The organism is Rhizomicrobium palustre (genome assembly GCF_011761565.1).
Classification (GTDB): Bacteria; Pseudomonadota; Alphaproteobacteria; order Micropepsales; family Micropepsaceae; genus Rhizomicrobium; species Rhizomicrobium palustre.
Genome location: NZ_JAASRM010000001.1, coordinates 1,668,997 through 1,687,636 on the forward strand (window position 1 = coordinate 1,668,997; position 18,640 = coordinate 1,687,636).

The 18,640-nt window shown below is 61.3% G+C and carries 15 protein-coding genes and 1 tRNA gene; 8 read left to right on the plus strand and 8 right to left on the minus strand.

Features of this window, described 5'->3' with window-relative positions:
- Positions 1-318: 318 nt before the first annotated feature.
- The 4 genes from pheT to rpmI all read right to left on the minus strand — a co-directional run bounded on the left by pheT (position 319) and on the right by rpmI (position 4,454).
- On the minus strand, positions 319-2,706 hold the full coding sequence (gene pheT / locus FHS83_RS07630) for a phenylalanine--tRNA ligase subunit beta (RefSeq protein WP_167082398.1): 2,388 nt from the start codon (positions 2,704-2,706) through the stop codon (positions 319-321).
- Positions 2,703-3,779: a phenylalanine--tRNA ligase subunit alpha gene (pheS, locus tag FHS83_RS07635; protein ID WP_167082399.1), complete on the minus strand. Its 1,077-nt coding sequence runs from the start codon at positions 3,777-3,779 to the stop codon at positions 2,703-2,705. The genes pheT and pheS overlap by 4 nt, the downstream gene beginning before the upstream one ends.
- Before the next feature lie 114 nt (positions 3,780-3,893).
- Positions 3,894-4,244 (minus strand): 50S ribosomal protein L20, encoded by a 351-nt coding sequence (rplT, locus tag FHS83_RS07640; protein ID WP_167082400.1) that lies wholly within the window; start codon positions 4,242-4,244, stop codon positions 3,894-3,896.
- Between the two features lie 3 nt (positions 4,245-4,247).
- A complete protein-coding gene (rpmI, locus tag FHS83_RS07645; RefSeq protein ID WP_167082401.1) occupies positions 4,248-4,454 on the minus strand; it encodes a 50S ribosomal protein L35 in 207 nt (68 codons plus the stop codon).
- Positions 4,455-4,702: 248 nt separating this feature from the next.
- On the opposite strand from rpmI, the gene FHS83_RS07650 reads away from it, so the two are divergent.
- From FHS83_RS07650 to FHS83_RS07665, 4 genes are all read left to right on the plus strand, one after another.
- Positions 4,703-5,092 (plus strand): VanZ family protein, encoded by a 390-nt coding sequence (locus FHS83_RS07650; RefSeq protein WP_167082402.1) that lies wholly within the window; start codon positions 4,703-4,705, stop codon positions 5,090-5,092.
- A gap of 46 nt (positions 5,093-5,138) precedes the next feature.
- Positions 5,139-5,555 (plus strand): large conductance mechanosensitive channel protein MscL, encoded by a 417-nt coding sequence (gene mscL / locus FHS83_RS07655; RefSeq protein WP_167082403.1) that lies wholly within the window; start codon positions 5,139-5,141, stop codon positions 5,553-5,555.
- Positions 5,556-5,658: 103 nt separating this feature from the next.
- Positions 5,659-7,017 (plus strand): hypothetical protein, encoded by a 1,359-nt coding sequence (locus FHS83_RS07660; RefSeq protein WP_167082404.1) that lies wholly within the window; start codon positions 5,659-5,661, stop codon positions 7,015-7,017.
- The gene (locus FHS83_RS07665) at positions 7,014-7,478 is read left to right on the plus strand and encodes a GAF domain-containing protein (protein WP_167082405.1); all 465 of its coding nucleotides are present in this window, start codon (positions 7,014-7,016) and stop codon (positions 7,476-7,478) included. Before FHS83_RS07660 ends, FHS83_RS07665 begins: the two co-directional genes overlap by 4 nt.
- Positions 7,479-7,713: 235 nt before the next feature.
- Here FHS83_RS07665 and FHS83_RS07670 read toward each other — a convergent pair whose 3' ends face one another.
- Together FHS83_RS07670 and FHS83_RS07675 are read right to left on the minus strand one after the other, a co-directional pair.
- On the minus strand, positions 7,714-8,751 hold the full coding sequence (locus FHS83_RS07670; RefSeq protein WP_167082406.1) for a substrate-binding domain-containing protein: 1,038 nt from the start codon (positions 8,749-8,751) through the stop codon (positions 7,714-7,716).
- A gap of 129 nt (positions 8,752-8,880) precedes the next feature.
- Positions 8,881-10,227, minus strand: a complete 1,347-nt coding sequence (locus FHS83_RS07675; RefSeq protein ID WP_167082407.1) for a hypothetical protein — start codon at positions 10,225-10,227, stop codon at positions 8,881-8,883.
- 316 nt (positions 10,228-10,543) lie between these two features.
- Between FHS83_RS07675 and FHS83_RS07680 the strand changes: the two genes are divergently transcribed.
- The 4 genes from FHS83_RS07680 (at position 10,544) to FHS83_RS07695 (ending at position 16,122) form a co-directional block, all read left to right on the plus strand.
- Positions 10,544-12,832 (plus strand): TonB-dependent receptor, encoded by a 2,289-nt coding sequence (locus FHS83_RS07680; protein WP_167082408.1) that lies wholly within the window; start codon positions 10,544-10,546, stop codon positions 12,830-12,832.
- Positions 12,833-12,924: 92 nt separating this feature from the next.
- Entirely contained in the window at positions 12,925-13,401 is a 477-nt protein-coding gene (locus FHS83_RS07685; RefSeq protein WP_167082409.1) for a GNAT family N-acetyltransferase, read from the plus strand.
- Positions 13,402-13,467: 66 nt separating this feature from the next.
- On the plus strand, positions 13,468-15,510 hold the full coding sequence (locus tag FHS83_RS07690; RefSeq protein WP_167082410.1) for a right-handed parallel beta-helix repeat-containing protein: 2,043 nt from the start codon (positions 13,468-13,470) through the stop codon (positions 15,508-15,510).
- A 183-nt stretch (positions 15,511-15,693) separates the two neighbouring features.
- Complete coding sequence (locus tag FHS83_RS07695; protein ID WP_167082411.1) at positions 15,694-16,122, plus strand: hypothetical protein; 429 nt, start codon at positions 15,694-15,696, stop codon at positions 16,120-16,122.
- A 65-nt stretch (positions 16,123-16,187) separates the two neighbouring features.
- On the opposite strand, the gene FHS83_RS07700 is transcribed toward FHS83_RS07695, so the two are convergent.
- A tRNA-Arg gene (locus FHS83_RS07700) sits at positions 16,188-16,264 on the minus strand.
- 148 nt (positions 16,265-16,412) lie between these two features.
- Positions 16,413-18,638: a CHASE2 domain-containing protein gene (locus tag FHS83_RS07705; protein WP_167082412.1), complete on the minus strand. Its 2,226-nt coding sequence runs from the start codon at positions 18,636-18,638 to the stop codon at positions 16,413-16,415.
- Between the last annotated feature and the right edge of the window lie 2 nt (positions 18,639-18,640).

The following is an 18,640-nucleotide window of genomic DNA, read 5'->3' on the forward strand; positions in this document are numbered from 1 at the left end:
CGTATTGGGGTAGAAGGGTTCCAATACGCCATTATGACAGGAGATTGGCGGGGTGTAAGGCGGACCTTCAACCCTCCCCGGGGCTATCGATTTTGTGCCTACGAGCCCCATATTGTCATCCCGGACGCGCCCACGGAACTCTCTCCGTTTGGCACGAAGGCGCGATCCGGGACCCACTCCAAAATCTGAATATTGTTGAAGTGGGTCCCGGCTCTACGTGCGCTCTGCTTCGCAATGCGCACTGCGGCCGGGATGACAGCTTGAGTTAATCGCCCCAAAGCCGATCACCCTCCCTCAAAGGGAGGGTGGAGGAAGAAGCTATGCCCTGAGCGTTCCGCCGGTGGCTTTGGCGACGGCGGCGACGATCTTCTGCGCCACGCCTTCGATTTCCGGATCGGTCAGGGTCTTGTCCTTGGGCTGGAGGCGCACCGAAATGGCGAGCGACTTCTTGCCCTCGGGCACGCCTTTGCCTTCATAGACATCGAAGAGGCTGACGGCTTCGATCAGCACCCGCTCGGCATTCTTGGCGGCTTTGACCACGTCCTCGGCGGCCACCTTCACATCCACCACAAAGGCGAAATCGCGCTCCACCGCCTGATAGGGCGAGGCCGAGAAGCTGGTCCTTTTGGATTTGCTGTCGGGCACGTGATCGAGGATTAGCTCGAAGGCCGCGACGGGGCCGGAAAGATCGAAAGCCGCCACGATTTTCGGATGCAGCTCACCGAAGGTCGCGAGCACTTTCGGGCCCAGCGCCAAAGTGCCGGAGCGGCCGGGATGATACCAGCCAGGCGCACCGGCTTTGATGGGCGCGTTCATCGCGGCGCCCATGGCAGCTTCCAACGCGGCGAGCACATCGGCCTTCACATCGAAGGCGTCGGCGGGGTGGGTGGATTTGGACCAATTGCGCGGGCCATTACCGATGCGCAGCCCCGCAACAATGGTCTGCTGCGCGCCCGGCACGCCGGATTGGAACCCGGCCCCGATTTCGAACAGCATCAGATCGTTCACGCCACGCGCCTGATTGCGCTGGGCGGCGGCGAGGAGGGAGGGCAGCGGTGTGGGGCGCAGCGCATCCATATCCGCCGCGATCGGGTTGGCGATCTGGCGGGCATCATCGCCGCCACCGAACAAAGCGGCATGGGCACGCGGAATGAAGGAGAAGCTCACCGCTTCATTGAAACCGCGCGCGGCAATCGCCCGGCGGATAATGCGGCGGCGCTTTTGCGCAGAGGTCAGAACCGGGCGCGCGATGGCATCCGGGCGCTCCATCGGCACGGACTGGACATGCTCGAGGCCAAAGATGCGCACGACTTCTTCAACAAGATCGGCGGCGCCATCGATATCGCTGCGCCAAGAGGGCGGAACCACTTTCATGGTGGTGCCGTCGATCTCGGTCACGCCGAAGCCGAGATGGGTGAGAATTTCGACGATCTTCTTTTCTTCGACATCCAAGCCGCCGATGCGCTTGACCATGGCAGGGGTGAAGACGATTTCGCGCTTCCATTCCGGCACTTCGCCTGCGACCACAACCTCGGAAGCCTCGCCGCCGCACCAATCCAGGATCAGGCGGGTGGCGAGTTCGATGCCGGGGATGACAAATTCCGGGTCCACGCCGCGTTCGAAACGATAGCGCGCATCGGAATTCAGCTGCAGCTTGCGGCCCGTGGAGGCAACGCTCACCGGCACGAAGTAAGCCGATTCCAGGAACACATTGGTGGTGGTCTCGGTGCAGCCGGTTTCTTCGCCGCCCATCACACCCGCGATACCGCGCGCAGCGGCCTCATCGGCGATGACGCACATTTCGGCGTCGAGCTTATAGGTCTTGCCGTCGAGGGCGAGGAGTTCTTCGCCGTCTTTGGCCAGACGCGCCGAAACATTGCCAACCAGCTTATCGGCATCGAAAACATGTAAGGGGCGGCCGCGATCATGGGCGATGAGATTGGTCACATCGACCAGCGCGTTGATCGGGCGAAGGCCGATGGATTTCAGGCGATCCTGTACCCATTTCGGCGACGGCCCGTTTTTCACGCCTTTGATGAAACGTCCCGCGAAAAGCGGGCAGGCGGGTTTGCCGTCGAACTGAAGCGAAACGGTTTTGGGCGAAGGGAACTTGCCCTTCACGGTTTCCACCACCGGCGTCTTCAGTCTGCCAAGACCGGCTGCCGCCAGATCGCGGGCCACACCCCAGACGCTGGTGCAGTCGCCACGGTTCGGCGTGATGGAGATATCGATCACCGGATCATTGAGACCCAGCACCTCGGCGACCTTCTCGCCCACCACCGCGCTTTCGGGCAATTCGATGATGCCGTCATGATCGTCGGAGAGGAGAAGCTCACGGCCCGAGCACATCATGCCGCGGGATTCGACGCCGCGAATGGTGCCGATCTTGAGGGCCTCGCCCGTGACCGGAACCACCGTGCCGGGCTGCGCGAAGACCACCTTGATGCCCGTGCGCGCATTGGGGGCGCCGCAGACAACTTGAACCGGTTCCTTGCCGCCCGCATCCACCATGCAGAGGCGCAAGCGGTCGGCATTGGGGTGCTTTTCGGCAGAGACGACATAAGCGACGGTGAAATCCTTCAGCCGCGCACCCGCATCTTCCACGCTTTCGACCTCAAGGCCGATAGAGGTCAGCTTCTCGGCAATGGTGGCCGCATCGGCGTCGGTCTCAAGATGATCCTTGAGCCAGGAAAGGGGGAATTTCATCGGGAAAGCCCTCCATCGAGGGTGGGAAGATCGAGCGCAGCGAAACCATAAGCCTTCAGCCAGCGCAGATCGGATTCAAAGAAAGAGCGGATATCGGGAATGCCATATTTCAGCATGGCGAGGCGATCGATGCCGCCGCCAAAGGCATAGCCCTGATACTTGGCAGGATCGATGCCGCAGTTTTCCAACACGCGCGGATTGACCATGCCGGAGCCGGCCACTTCCAGCCAATCATTGCCGGTGCCGAATTTGATCTCGCCGCCGCGACGGTCGCAGCGGATATCCCATTCCACCGAAGGCTCAGTGAAGGGAAAGAAGCTGGGGCGCGCCCGAAGCTCAACCTTAGGGACTTCGAAGAAGGCTTTGCAGAATTCCTCAAGTACCCATTTGAGGTGCCCCAGATGCGTCACCTCATCGATGACAAGGCCCTCGAACTGATGGAACATCGGCGAGTGGGTGGCATCCGAGTCAACGCGATAGGTGCGGCCCGGCGAAATGATGCGGATCGGCGGTTTTTGCGCCAGCATCGTGCGCACCTGCACCGGCGAGGTGTGGGTTCTGAGCACATGCTGCGATCCGTCCGCCTGCTTGGCGACATAGAAGGTGTCGTGCATCTGCCGCGCGGCGTGATCGGGCGGCATGTTCAGCTTGGTGAAGTTGTAATCGTCGAATTCGACATCGGGGCCTTCGGCGACCGAGAAGCCGAGATCGGCGAAGATCGCCACGACTTCATCGAAGACCTGGCTCACCGGATGGATGGAGCCGACCGGCTCGGGGCGGACGGGCAGGGTGATGTCCACCCGCTCGGAGGCAAGGCGCGCATTCAGCGCGGCATCTTCCAGCGCCGTCTTCTTCGCCGCGATGGCGGTCTGCACCCGGTCGCGCAAAGTATTGAAGGCCGGGCCATTCACTTTGCGCTCATCCGGGCTCATGCCGCCCAGAGTCTTCAGGAGTTCGGAAATCGTGCCCTTTTTGCCCAGGGCGGAAACGCGCACCGCTTCCAGCGCGGCTTCATCGGCGGCGCCCGAAATGGCGCCCAAAATCTCTGCTTCGAGGGCTGTGATGTCTGTCATGTTTCGTCCCTTCGGGGCCCGTATCAATCATGCCGCCCCGGCAAAGCCAAGAAAAAACCCGGCAACGCGCGATTTGCGCTGCCGGGCTTCATCTTTTGGTCAAGACCAAGAGGATTAGGCAGCGAGCGCCTGATCGACCAAGGCCTTAAATGCTGCCGGTTCGCTGATGGCGAGCTCGGACAGGACCTTACGGTCGACCGAGATGTTCGCCTTGGCGAGGGCCGCGATGAACTGGCTATAGGTAATGCCATATTCACGGACGGCAGCGTTGATGCGCTGAATCCAGAGGGCGCGGAAGTTCCGCTTGCGGAGCTTGCGGCCGATATAGTTGTGCTGCATCGAACGATCGACGGCGGCATTCGCGACCGTGATCGTGTTCTTGCGGCGGCCATAAAAGCCCTTAGCGGCTTTCAGGACGCGCTTGCGGCGCAGGCGGCTCGGTACGGCGCGGGGAGCACGTGACATGGATTAGATACCTCCGCCATACGGCATCCAACGCTTCACGCGTTGGGTCTCAGAATCGGAAAGAACGCCCGTGCCGCGCAGGGTGCGGGTGCGTTCCGGCGTGTTGGAGATCAAACGGTGGCGCTTACCGGCCTGACCCGTCTTGACCTTGCCCTTCGCCGTAAACTTGAAGCGCTTTTTAGCGCCCGACTTGGTCTTCATTTTGGGCATTTCGGTCTCCTTGAGGACTGAACCTCGGTTGCCATTCGGAGCCGACACGGCATGCCCTTTTCGCCGGGCGGCTCGAAATGATTTTGCGCGCAAACCTTGCGGTCTGCGCGTGAGGGGGGCGTCTTATACGAAGGAGGCCCGTCTTTGCAAGGCGTGACGGCAATTTCCGGAGTCCTGAGAAAGCTTTAACTCTCCCGTCCGGGGTAAAGCGGCGTAAACTGCGCCCGGCAGACGGGGGGATGCGCGCCATGCGGGAAAAGCTGTTGAAAGCCATCCGGCTCGTCGCCGTCGTCCTGTTCTGGCCTGCCGTTGCGCTGGTCGCCTGGGGAGAGCTTGCCAAGACGCCGGGGGCGGTGGAAGGGCTCGTTTGGGATAAGGCCTTGCATTTCACCGCCTATTTCGGCCTTTCGGGGATGATCTGCCTGGCTTTTCAGGATTGGCGGCGGGTGCTGGCGGCGGCGGTGAATCTGGCCCTTTTCGCGGGGGCGCTGGAAATCCTGCAGGCCTATACCGGCCGCGACCCCGATTTTTTCGATGAAATCGCCAATTGCCTCGGCATTCTCGCGGGAACCGGGCTCGGCTTTCTGATCTTGTGGCTTTTGACCTCGAAACCTCTTGTGAAGGTCCACGCGCGCTAGCACGCTGGCGTTGTGGTGATTTGCGAAAAATCGGAGAGCTGAGCTTATGTTGAAGGATTTCAAGCAGTTCGCCCTCAGAGGCAACGTTATTGATCTCGCCATCGGTGTGATTGTCGGGGCCGCCTTCACCTCGATCGTGAACTCTCTGGTCAAAGACATTATTACCCCGCCCCTCGGGCTGATCACGGGAGGGCTCGATTTCTCCAATCTTTTCCTGGTCTTGAAGGGGCCGCAGACGACCACCTTGGCCGATGCCGCAAAGGCTGGGGCGGTCACCATCAATTACGGCATCTTCCTCAATAACGTGATCAGCTTTCTGATCGTCGCTTTTGTGCTCTTCCTGGTGATCCGCTCAGTGAACCGGCTCTTTGCCAACCCGCCCGCCCCCGCCGTTCCGCCCGCGCCGCCGGAAGACGTGGTGCTGCTGCGGGAAATCCGCGACCTTCTCAAAGCCAAACCCTGACAGCGCAGCACAGATTAATGCAGCTCTGGCAGCGGTCACGCGGGCTTGCCTTGATTTAGGCCAGACTGCCGCGTAGGCAGCGCTGTTCTCCCGCGGGTGGCTTGTGACGCCAGGATCCTCCTCTCTTCGTTTCGATCAAGGTCTGGCAGCGCTTTTGGCGGCGGCCATCGCGCTCGGCGCAGCCGTGATGACGCCGCGTGTGATCCAGGATGGCGAGCTTTACTGGCACATCGCCGCCGGGCGCTGGATGATCGAGAACTATGCCGTTCTTCGGATCGATCCCTTTTCCTACACCTTCACCGGTCATCCCTGGCACACCCAGGGCTGGCTCTCCCAGCTCATGCTCACCGGCGCCTATCTCGCCACCGGCTTCAGCGCGGTGATCGCGCTGGTCGCGCTGATGACGAGCCTTGCGGCGGGCGCTTTGGCCTTCGAGCTTGCCCGGTTTTTGAAAGGCATCCGGCTTTTCGGCGCGCTGGCGCTGGCCTTCATCGTGGCGGCGGGCGCGGTATCGGCGCGGCCTTATCTGATGGCGCTGCCCTTTGCCATTCTCTATGCGGCGGGGCTTGTACGCGCCCGGGCCGACGAGCGCCGCCCTTCTTATTGGCTTCTGGCGCTGATGCTGCTTTGGGCCAATCTCAACACCGGCTTTCTCATCGGTCTCATCATTACCTTCGCGCTCGGCCTCGAAGCCTATCTCAAACAGCGCGATCCGGCGGCAGGGCGCGATTGGCTGATCTTTTCCTCTTACGCGCTCATGATCAGCTTGGTGACGCCCTATGGCTTTGACGGGCTCCTCCATGCGGTGCGGGTGTTGCTGATACCGGCGGATGGGCATGTGCACTCCGTGCTGCCGCTGCTTTTGGCCTTGCCCGCGGGCTCGGTTCTCTTTGTGAAGAAAAAGACGCTGATCCGTGCCGCGCTTGTGGTGCTGCTGTTGGTTCTGGCGGTCTATCTGCCGGCGCAGCAGCTCCTCTTTGCCGCGATGGTGCCGCTTCTAAGCGCCGAAGCGCTTTCAACGGGCCGTTTTGAGCCCGTCCTCGCTTGGCGCCCCGTCGCGGCGCTGGTGGTCATCGCCCTGGTGGGGCTTGGCGCGCGCAGCGTCCTCCGCTTCGATCCGCCCGATTCAGCGGTGCGTCCGGCCACGGCACTGGCCCATGTTCCGGAGGCCGTGTTGCGCACGCCCGTCCTCAACGAGCCGAGCTTTGGCGGCTATCTTGTCTCGCAGGATGTGCATCCCTTCATCGACAGCCGCCCGATCTATGCGCACGCCTTCCGCGCCAGATTTGCCGGGCTTGGCGATGCGGCAGCCCTTGATCGCGTGACCCGCCGCTACCACATCCGCTGGACAATCCTGGCGCCGGAAAATCCCGCCGTGAAAACGCTGGATGGAATGGCGGGCTGGAAACGGCTTTACACCGGCCCCAACGCGGTCGTGCATGTCAAAAAAGAGGGTTCATGAGTACCAAGGCCGAGCTTTATCACGACCTGTTATTGGAGGCCCGCGGGCTGTTCGACGGCATCCGCGATCCCATCGCCAACGCCGCTAATCTTTCGGCGGTGCTCTGGCATGGCCTTCCGGATCTCAACTGGTCCGGATTCTATTTCACCAAAGGCGATGCGCTGCTGCTCGGTCCTTTCCAGGGCAAACCGGCTTGCGTGCGCATCGCGATGGGCAAAGGCGTCTGCGGTACGGCGGCGGCCAAGCGCCAGACCATCATCGTGCCGGACGTGCACGCCTTCGAAGGCCATATCGCCTGCGATAGCGCATCGAATTCGGAAATCGTCATCCCCCTGATCAAGAATGGGGTGGTGATCGGTGTGCTCGATCTCGATAGCCCGATTTTCAGCCGCTTCGACGAAGAGGATCGCGCAGGGCTGGAAGCGCTGTCGGAAGTCTTTCTCGCGGCCACGGATTTCTGAGAAAAGCTGCCCCGAAAAAGAGGAGGGCGGCGCAAAGGCCGCCCAAGTCCAGGGAGGAGTGACCAGCACTCACAAAAACTCTCGGACCAGGGAGGACCGAGGGCTGTGGCTGAAGATTAGCAAAAACGACTCAGTCTTACCAGAAATTTGACAGCGCTTTCCCGCCCTGTGCCAAATATATCGCTTTGCCAAAGGCTTAAGCGCTGCGCCCGGTATCTAAAAGGGGGTTAAAACTTTAGGCGCCCGGCGGGGGGACGGTGGATTCGCGCACCACCAGCTCGTGATCGAGGTGGCGTTCCATCGGCGCATCTTTTTGCGAGCGCTGGATCAGCATCGAGACGGCGGCTTCGGCCATTTCGCGGATGGGCTGGCGGCAGGTAGTCAGGCGCGGCGAGACCACTTGGGCGACCAGGCTGTCGTCGAACCCGGCCACGGAAAGCTGCTGGGGGATTTTCAGATTGAAGCGCTGCGAACAGGCCAGCACGGCAGCGGCCATGTCGTCGTTCGCGGCGAAGATGGCGGTCGGCGGATTGGGCAGGCTGAGGAGCTTTTCGCCCGCTTCAAGGCCCGACTGGTAAGAGAAGAAGCCCTGCACGCAGAGCTCTTCGACGAGCGGCATGCCGGCATGTTCCAACGCGGCGCGATAACCTGCAAAGCGTGCATTGGCGGCGCCATGGCCGGGATGGCCTTTGATAAAGGCAATGCGCTTATGGCCAAGCCCGATCAGATAGGCGGTCATATCATACGCAGCTTTGAAATCATCGATGCGGACATCGCAGGCTTCTTCGAGCCGCTTTTCCGGCGCGATGCGCACGAACGGCGTTTCGGCCTCCAGCAAGGCATCGATCACCGGCATGCAGTCGCTCAAAGGCGGGGTCAGGATCACGCCATGCAGCGAGGATTCGGTCACCAGCGAATGCACCTGACGCCCAATATTGGGCATGCCGGAATCCAAGGATTCGACGATCAGGTGATAGCCCTCTTCACGGCAGCGGGTCAGCACGCCCACCTGCAAGGCCGCGATATAGCCCGCCGACGGGTTGTCATAGAGCAGGCCGATCAGGAAGGAGCGCTCACTCGCCAGCCCGCGCGCGAAAATATTCGGGCGGTACGACAGCGCTTCCACGGCCTCCATGACTCGCTCGCGCGTGGCGTCCGAAACATTGGACTGGCGGTTGACCACGCGGGACACGGTTTTGATGGAGACACCGGCGCGCTTGGCCACATCATAGATGCTGGCGGGTTTCGGGGCGTCTGGACGAACGGGTTTCACGTCGGAGGGAAATCTCAAAACGCTAGGGTGCAAATCGCTATAGGGCCAATCATGCCCCGCGGCCAAGCATTAAACCAGACATCCGCGAGCTTTCGCCCCATCCGCGACGTATTTTTTAGACCAATTATATTATAAATACAGGGGATTACGAAGCTTTCGCCGTCCGCCCTGCTCCACTTCCCGCGTCACGTGCCGTGCCAGGGTGAGCCATAGCGCCGCAGTAGCGCTGAGCATGACAGGATAGGAATAGCGCACCTCACAGGCCTGGGGCAGGAGATAGAAGCTCGCTTCATAGGCGAGGGCGAAGAGGCAAAGTGCGGTAATTTCGGGCGAGGGCCGCCACAAGGCGATCCCGGCCAGGACCATCACATAAAGAAAAGCACGCAGGAAAAGCCCGGCGGGAAAAATCCGGCTGGTCAAAACCGCGGTGACGGGCGGATTTGCGAAAGCCTTGGCACCCACTGCGGCAGCCTCCACCTTTGGCAGCCAGGAAATTCCCGCCGTGATGGGGCGGCATTGATAAAGATCGCCAAAGCCCAAAACCCGCGCGAAAGCCTGATTGCGATGGGCGAGAAATCCGCCGGGATATTGCAGAAGAAGAAGCTTCCAGGTCGCGAAGATGGTGTGGTCCGGCACCTGCCACAAAAGCCCGAAAACGCCGCTTTGCGCGGTAATGGTGCCGCCACCTTTTTGGCCCTGCCATAAAGTGTCGACCCGCACCGGGCTGTAATCGCGCGCGATCATCGCTTTCAGCCCCGCGTCCTTCGGCGCAAGGGCGCTGAGATCGGCCTCCGGCCGGCGGACGCTGATGCCCGCGATATCAAACACCGCCACCTTGCGCAGCGATTGCTCGATATCGCTGGGGCCGCTCTGCACAAAAAGCGTCATCACGCCAAGACGAACGCCGACAAACACAAGCGCGACGCCGCAAATCGCGGCCACGATATGCGAGGCGCGGTCCACCTTCTGGCGCCAAAGGAAAAAGCCCAGCACAGCCAGCATCAGCCCAAGCTGATAGCGCATCAGAAAGGCAAGACACGCCGCGGCGAAAGCAGCAACCCAAAGCGTGCGTGTCTTTGCATGCAGCGCCAGGGCGAAGGCGAAGAGGGCCAGATGTGCGCCGAAAACATCTTTTACCGTCACGCCAGAGGTCGCCAGAAAGGGCGGGAAGATCACCAGCGCCCCATAAAGGATGATGGCGCGGCTAAGCGGGGCGGCGGTTTTCTCAACGATCAGCGCGGCAGCCAAAAACAGCGTCGCCAATTGCAGCGCGGTGAAAAGGAGGGGGCCTTTGACCAGATATTCGCAGAGCCGCCAGATCAGCACCAAAGCTGCGGGATGCTGGGCATAGAGCTTGCCCGTCTCCGCCTCATGCCACACCACAATACCGTCATAGGGCACATGTCCCGGGGCCTGCAGCACCAGGGCGGCCATGAAGGCGATGAACGCGACAAGTAAATGTATCCGCCGCGCCATGCCCGATTTCCCAAATCCCCGAGCATGGAAAATAGGCGATGGGCGATCTCTGCAGCGAGCCTGTCGCATAGATTGGGAAAAATAAATACTCCGCATACGTCAGGTAAGCTGCACTGCGATAAATTTGCGATACTTCCCGCAAATACGCAGAGGCGATGTGGCGCAATCGCGATTGTCACTGATCAGACATGAACCCCGCATAGTAATCCGGCCAGAGGGGCAACTGCCGCGATAGGGATGAAACGGACGAAGGCTATGCCTTCGCGGCCGCGTGCGGTTTTGCGTCTCCACGAGTCAACTAAACAGGGTGTCAAAGATGAATTTTACGGGGATCAACACGCGCCGCCTTCTTCTCGGCGTGGCTGGGGTTGCGATTCTGTCGTCCATGCCTGCAGTCGCGCAGATCAAGGATGCGGGTCTCGAACAAGTCGTGGTTACGGCAGAGCGCCGTTCCGAAAACCAGCAAAGTGTTCCGGTCTCCGTCTCCGTGCTCAATAGCGAAGCGCTCGACACCTTCACCGCCTCGGGCGATGACACGCTGCTCGCGCTCTCCGGCAAGGTCCCTGATCTTTATATCGAATCCACTACGGGCCGCATTTTCCCGCGCTTCTATATTCGCGGCCTCGGCAATGTGGACTTCTATCTCGGTGCCTCCCAGCCGGTCTCGATCATCCAGGACGACATCGTCATGGAGCATGTGGTCCTGAAATCGACACCGATTTTCGACGTCGGCCAGATCGAAGTTTTCCGCGGCCCGCAAGGCTCGCTCTTCGGCCGCAACACCACCGCGGGCATCATCAAATTCGACAGCATCCGCCCGAGCCAGACATTGCAGGCGCGCGCTTCGGCGAGCTATGGCGCTTATAACACCGTCGATCTCGACGCCGGTATCGGCGGCCCCATTGTGCCGGGCAAGCTCGCAATCCGCGTCTCCGGCCTTTATCAGAGCCGCGCCGATTATATCGACAACACCTATTCGGGCCCCAGCGCCGACGGCACTGTAACCGGCCAGAAGAACGCCACCGGCGGCTATAACGAACGCGATCTGCGCGTGCAGCTTCTCTTCACGCCCACCGACAGCCTCACCATGCTGACTTCAATGCATGGGCGCTGGTATGACGGCCCGGCGAGCGTCTTCCGCCGCGGCGCGATCAAGCTCGGCTCGCATAATGTCGATGGCGAGCATTGGAACAAGGCGCGCTGGGACGAAGCCGCCAATAACCCGCAAGGCTACAACACCTACGGCATCTCCGAGAACATCGCCTATGATTTCGGCGGCGTGACGCTGACTTCGATCACCGGCTATGAATCGACCAACGGCCAGAGCCGTGGCGATACCGATGGCGGCGCTGCGGCGGATTTCGGCAATATGGGCTTTGGCGAATCCATGGGCCGCGTTCGCGCGCTCGGCCAGTGGTCGGAAGAGCTGCGTTTGGCCAGCGCCAATGAAGGCAAGTTCAAATGGCAGGTCGGCGGTCTTTACTTCGATCAGCACGACATCACCGAATTCTATCAGCGCGCCTTCTTCCTGACCCCGCCCGCCAACAACCCGAACAATTGGGTGCGTTTGCGCGATGCCAACACCTCCTGGGCGCTGTTCGGTCAGGCGAGCTATGAAGTGCTGCCGGATTTGACGCTCACCGGCGGCGTGCGTGTCACCAACGACAAGAAGGACACGCTGCTCCTGAAGACCGCGAATACGGCGGCGGGCGTGGTCACCTTCCCGGCGACGGCGAACCGCAACCCGGTGCTCGAATCCACCAAGCCGAGCTGGGATATCAGCGCGCTTTATACGCTGAGCGATGATGTCAGCCTTTATGCCCGCGTTGCGACCGGCTTCCGCGGCCCGACCATTCAGGGCCGTTCGGCGGTGTTCAACTCGCCCTTCACTATGGCGAATTCGGAGACCATCCTCTCTTGGGAAGCGGGCATGAAAACCCAGCTCTCCAACACTCTGCGCTTCAACCTCTCGGGCTTCACCTATACGGTGGACGACATTCAGCTCAACGCCAACGATTCCAACGGCAATGGCGTCTTCTTCAATGCCAAGAAGGCGGAAGCTTATGGCCTCGAAGCCCAACTCGATTGGTTGCCGATCGAAAACCTCTCGCTGACGGCAGGCCTGTCGCTGCTGCACACCGAGATCAAGGATTCCACCGCCTTCGCGCAGATGGGCAGCTTCGCGGGCGCCCTGACGCTCACCCCGCTCAATCCCTATTTCACCAAGGGCTCGGGCACCGGCACCACCTATTTCGCCAAGATCGACGGCAACCCGCTGCCGAACGCGCCGGAATATAACCTCAACTTCTCGGCCCGTTACGACCTGCCGGTGTCTTCGCTCGGCGGCAATCTCTTTGTGGCGACCGATTGGAACCTGCAGGGCTACACCAACTTCGTGCTCTACCGCTCCAAGGAGTTCAATTCGAACGGTAATTTCGAAGGCGGCGCCAAGATCGGCTATTCCACCGATGCCTATGAAGTCGCCTTCTATGGCCGCAACATCACCAACAATAAGAACCTCAAGGGCGTGATCGAGAATTACGACGCCGCCATTCTCAACGAACCGGCGACCTACGGCATCACCCTCTCGGCCAAGCTGCAATAAGCAGGGCTGAAAAGATCAAGATCGGGGCGCTGGAAACGGCGCCCCTTTTCTTTTGGCGGCGCGCTCGGCATATGGAACGTAAGGAGCCGCCCATGAGCCTTGTGATTGCCCGCGATGATCTGAGCCGCGCAGAGACGCGCGATCTTCTCACCTATCACTACAGCCATATGCATGAGAACACGCCGCCCGAGCATGTTTTCGCCCTCGATTTGGAGGGGCTGAAGAAGCCCGGGATTACGCTGTGGTCGGCCTGGGAAGGCGAGAAGATCGCGGGCATAGCGGCCTTGCGGGATTTGGGCGACGGGCTAGGCGAAATCAAATCCATGCGCACCCATCCCGATTTTCTGCGCCGGGGCGTGGCGGGCAAGTTGCTCGATCACATCGTCGAAGCTGCGACGGCGCGGGGATATCGCCGCCTCAGCTTAGAGACCGGGGTGGGGGACGATTTTACCGCCGCCATCGCGCTCTATGAAAGCCGCGGCTTCGCGAAAGGCGAGAAATTCGCCGATTATCCGGCGACGGAATATAACCAGTTCTATCACCTGGATTTGACCGCGCCTGGCGCCTGACTTTGGTCGGGCTTTTGCCTGCGCCGTCACGCCATTAGCGTTCCCGCGCCAAGCCGGGGCGAAAAGATGCGGTTCCTACCAAACAGCCAGATCCATCGCCGCCGCTTTCTGGAGGGCGGGGCAGCGGCCTTGGTTGCGGCCCGCATTTCCTCAGAGCCAAGTTTGGCGGCTCAATCGCGCGAGATGCGCCTCCCCGACGGCAAGGGTTTTCCCCGCTGGGAACAGAAGCTGCATTTCACCAAAACCTATTACGTCGACAACACCTCGCCCGCCGCCGACGATCATGGCCCTGGCGATCAGGCGCGCCCGTTTCGCAGCATCGCCAAGGCGGCCGAGGTGCTGCAACCGGGCGAGCGGGTGGTGATCGCGGCGGGGATTTACCGCGAATGCCTCCGCCCTGCGCGCGGCGGCACGGGGCCTGATGCGATGATCTCTTACGAAGCCGCGCCCGGCGCGCAGGTCATCCTCAAAGGCTCCGATGTGCTGCGGGATGGCTGGACGGAGGAGAAAGTCTCCTTCGCCTTTCGCTTCCCGGGCGCTGCGAACGCGCCAGGGCCAGAGGTTACCGTGTGGCGGCATGCGCTTTCGGGCGCGCTCTTTCCTGATGGCTATAACCCCTTCGCTTTGCCCTCAATCATGGGGCAATGGGAATGGCTTGATCCCAAAACCACCGATATGGGGCCCTATCTGCGCCGCAGGGGCCTTGTCTTCGCCGATGGCAAACCCTTGGAGCCGATGGAGCAGCTGCGCGAGCTCGCAATGCCCAGCCTGCCGCCGGTGCCTGATTTCACGAAGGCCCCTGAGCCGCAAAACGGATTACCCGCGCGGCGGCGCGGCGGACCTTTGATGCAGGAAATCGGCGGGGTGCCCGAGGCGCGCTTCTGGACCGATTACGCCGGCACGGCGCTTTATGTGCGTCTCGCCTCCGGCACGCCCGCCGAGCACCACATTGAAATCACCACGCGTCAGAACACGCTTCTGCCGCAAAAAAGCGGCTTGGGGTTTATCCGCGTCAAGGGGCTCACCTTTCAACATGCCGGGAACGCCTATCCCTATCCGCAATTCGGAATGATCTCTTTTGCCGGCGGCGATCACTGGATTTTCGAAGACAACACGATCGAATGGGCCAATGGTATGGGGCTTTCCATTGGCTTTGACGGCAATAGCGCGGGTACGGCAAAAGCCGGGGCGTCTCACATCCTGCGCCGTAACACCATCCGCTTTTGCGGCGTGGAGGGCATCGGCGGTATGGGCACAACCGACACCTTGATCGAGGATAATCTCATCGAATGGTGCGGCTTTGCCGATGCCGAGCGCGGCTGGGAAGCGGCAGGCGCCAAATTCCACCGTGCACGGAACATGCTCTTCCGCCGCAATGTGGTGCGCCATATCCGCCATGGCAATGCCGCCTGGTGGGATTTCGGTAATACCAATTGCCGGATCACGAGCAATATCTTCGCCGATGTCGTCACGGTTTCGGCGGCGCTGCATATGGAGATGAACCGCGAACCCAACACCATCGACAACAATATCATCTGGGATGTGCGAAATGCCGAGCCAGGCACGCCTGGGCAGCGCGGATGTGCAGGCTCCGGGATTTTCGACAACGCCAGCGACAATCTTCTCATCACGCAAAATCTGATCGGGCGCTGCGAGAATGCGGGCATTTTCGCCATCAGCCGTCCCGACCGCAAAAACAGCGGCACCGGCGTGGGCAACAGCGTCACGAACAACATCTTCGCTGATTGCGGCCGCGCAGGGATTGTCTTTCTCGCGCCCGAGAACAAGGCCGAGGGCAATCTCTATTCCGGCTTGCCGCCTCAGTTCCAGGGCTTTGGCGAAGGCGCCGCGCTGCGTTTTCTTGATTGGAACGCCTGGCGCGGCCGCGGTTGGGACAAGACTTCTGTGATGGCTGATCTCACCATCCGTTTTGATAGTGAAAATCTGACTCTCTCGATCGCAGCGAAACAATCTCTGCCGCTTATGCCTGTGTCAGGCGCGATTGGCCCCGACCTACTCGGCAACGCCACCGTCGCCAAACGCCCACCAGGCCCGATTGCCGATCTCGGCCGCAAACGCCAGTGGCATATCGATCCACGTCAGCGCTGAATCCGGCGCACGGTTTGGCGCGAAGTTTGATGAACATATCGCGCCTGTTGGAGCGCTTTGAACAAGGCTGCGCATTCCAACATGAGGCTTTTGTAAGCCTCCGCGCGCTCAATAAAATCTCGACAAAACATCGACAGGGTTCTGACCAAGGCATGGAAGTGCTGGGTGATAGAGGAGAAATCTATGCCTGGCGATCAGCTTCCCCCCGACGCAAATGAGCTCCATTGGCTGAGACGTTTTTGGCGCGGGTGGGGATACGTTCGCGCCGCGCTTCCATATCTGGATCGTCAACTGCGCGGGCTTGATGTCGCCGAGATCGTCAAAACCAATCTCGAATTCCCCGCCCTTTGGCTGGGCAAGCTCCAAGATGGACGCCATCTGTACATACGCTATCAGCAGGGCCGTCTTGTTGTTGCGCTGGGTGTGACGGCGGCTGATATCGCCGTGACGGGGCAGGTGGTCTACGACGCAAGGCTGGGACCTGTCTGCGACGGCAATATGCGCTTGGCCGAGGTGCGCGCCTTCACCCGCCTTAAGATCTCTCCGGAACTGATTGCCTGTGCAGATGGGTATCTCGCCGACGGCAGGCCGTACTATTTGCAGGATAGCTGATGGCCAGTCGCGGCCTCCAAGAGGTCCCGCTGGCAAAGCCCGGATTTTGCATCTCTGAGAGAATCTGGCGCACCCGACAGGATTCGAACCTGTGACCTTCGCCTTCGGAGGGCGACACTCTATCCAGCTGAGCTACGGGTGCAGGCCGGGACCTGCCTTGAGACGGCAGACGGGCAGCTATAGCCGAACCACCCCGGGCGCGCAATTGCCTCCCGGGGTGCTAGTCGGATCGCGCAAGTCTTTTCCACCGCTGGAAAATTATCCGGGCAGGCGCTGCGGCTTTGGGGCCCTTATTGCAGAATCTGGCGGAAGGCGCCGTCCCAATCGGGGCCGGGCGGGTGTTCCTTGAAATAGGCGATGCGGCTTAGGTGCAGGTCATAGAGCTTCTGGCTGGCGCCGGAGAGCTTCCTGCACTGGGCGATCAGCTCGCGCGCCTTATGCCATTGCTGATCGCGCAAGGATTGGAAGATGTGGTCGTGGAAGGTAGCCAGCGCGCGGAATTTCGGGCTTGCCCGCATCACCGGGTTGCCCAGCATGGCGTAGAGCTTCACCGGGTCTTCCTGATACTCCAGCGCGATATAATCGACTTCCAGGAAAGCGAAACCGCGCTCGGCAAGTTTGCGCGTCTCTTCGCTGACGATCACCGCCGGGCCATAGCTCGACGACAGCGCCTGGATGCGGCTCGCCATCACGGCGCAATCGCCGTTCACCGAATAGACCTTGCGGCCATGCACATCGAAGCCGCCCGCGATCGCCGGGCCGCTCGAGATGCCGACGCCGATTTCCACCGGATCCAGCGCGACGCCATCGATGCGCCGCTCATGGATGATGATCTCATTGGTTTGGGCGATGGCTTCCATCATGCCCATCGCCGCCTCGCAGGCATGCACGGCATGTTCGGGATCGTCCAAAGGTGCATTCCAGAAGGCGGCAAAGCCATCGGGGGTCAGCTTGGCGATGGCGCCTTCATGCTCCAGCGCCTGGGCCATCAAGGGATCGAGCACGCGTTGGATCAGCTTGGTGAAAGCCGCCGGATCGCCCCGGAAAGAGGAGGCAAGCTCGGAAAAGCCACGCACGCCGCAGGAAAGATAGGTGACGGTGCGGGTCTCACCTTCCATTTTCATGGGCTCGGGCTGGCGCGCGATGATGTTGATCACCCGCTTGGGCAGCACATCGGTGAAGGCGCGCTTGAGCGCTCTTTTGGTCCGCCACATCTCGAAACCGCGAGCTGCCGCGGCGCTGATCCAGACCAGCCACAAAGCGAGGTTCATGCCCAGCGCATCGAACAGCACATGCTCGCTGGCATAGATGCGATAAGCGCCATAGCCCGTTGCCGCCGTCAGCACCACCAGAACGCCCGCTCCAGCCGTGACCCCCAGCCGCCCTATGACGAAGATAAGTCCCAGCCCGAGGAGCAGCAGCACCGCCAGCTCGCCTTGCGCCGCAGCGGCGGGGCGGCGCGACACTGTGCCCAGAAGCAGGTTTTCCAGGGCTTCGGCATGCACCTCCGCCACTTTGCGCGGGCCACCGGGTGTCGTCACCGTTTCCGTGGGATCGCCGATGTAAACGATGGCGTCTTTCACCGCGTCCGGCGGCAGACGATCCGCAAGAAGGGCAGAGGCCGAAAGCATCCGCGCCGCATTGGCCCCGCTATAGCGCAGCCAGATGGAGCCATCGGCGGCGGTGGGAAGGGTTGCGCCTGCGGTTTCAAGCGCCATCACGCCCGGGGCGCCGCCGAACAGCCCGCTATCGCCGTCATCGGCTTTCAGCATCAGTTGCGGCTTGTCTTCGATCAGGCGCAGCACCTCAGCTTCCAGCGAGGGCACGGCCTTGCCATTCGCGCGGAACACCAGCGGCATGCGCCGCACCTGCCCATCGGGATCGGCGATCAGCTTCAAGCCGCCAAGACCGGCACTGGCCGTCTCGATCTCAGGCAGGGAACCTTCCGCGCCAAGCTGATCTTTCAGGCTCAACACTGCGGAGCGCCCGCCCGCCCAGCCGATCTCGGCTTTCACCTTGACCGGGGTAACGCTGCCGCCAAGAGCAAGGCCAGTGACGGATTTCACCCCGGAAAGCGCCGTGACCAGGGCGGTATCGGGTGAGGGGAGCTGGCTGAGGGCCTGGCGCGCCGGATCATAATTCGGGCCGGGAGGCACCATGGCCAAGAGATTGCGCGGCGAGAGCGGGTCGGGGCGGTCCACCCGTCCCACCAGCACCACCACCGAGGCGCCGTGGCGCTTCAAACTGTCGACTACACCTGCCAGCGCCGCATGCGGCCAAGGCCAAGCGCCGAATTGCCCCGCTGCCGCCGGATCGACATCCAGCACCCGCACGGGATGACCTTTGACGGCGGTGTCTTCATAGAGGCGGGGGCTTAACCGCATGAAACTGTCGAACAGGCTTCCACGCAGGCGCGAGGCCATGTCACCCACATCCGCACCCAGAATGATCAGGGTAAGGAGCAAGGTGACCAGCGGCGAGACCCAAACAGCCAGTCTTCTGTCACGAAAAAGCATTA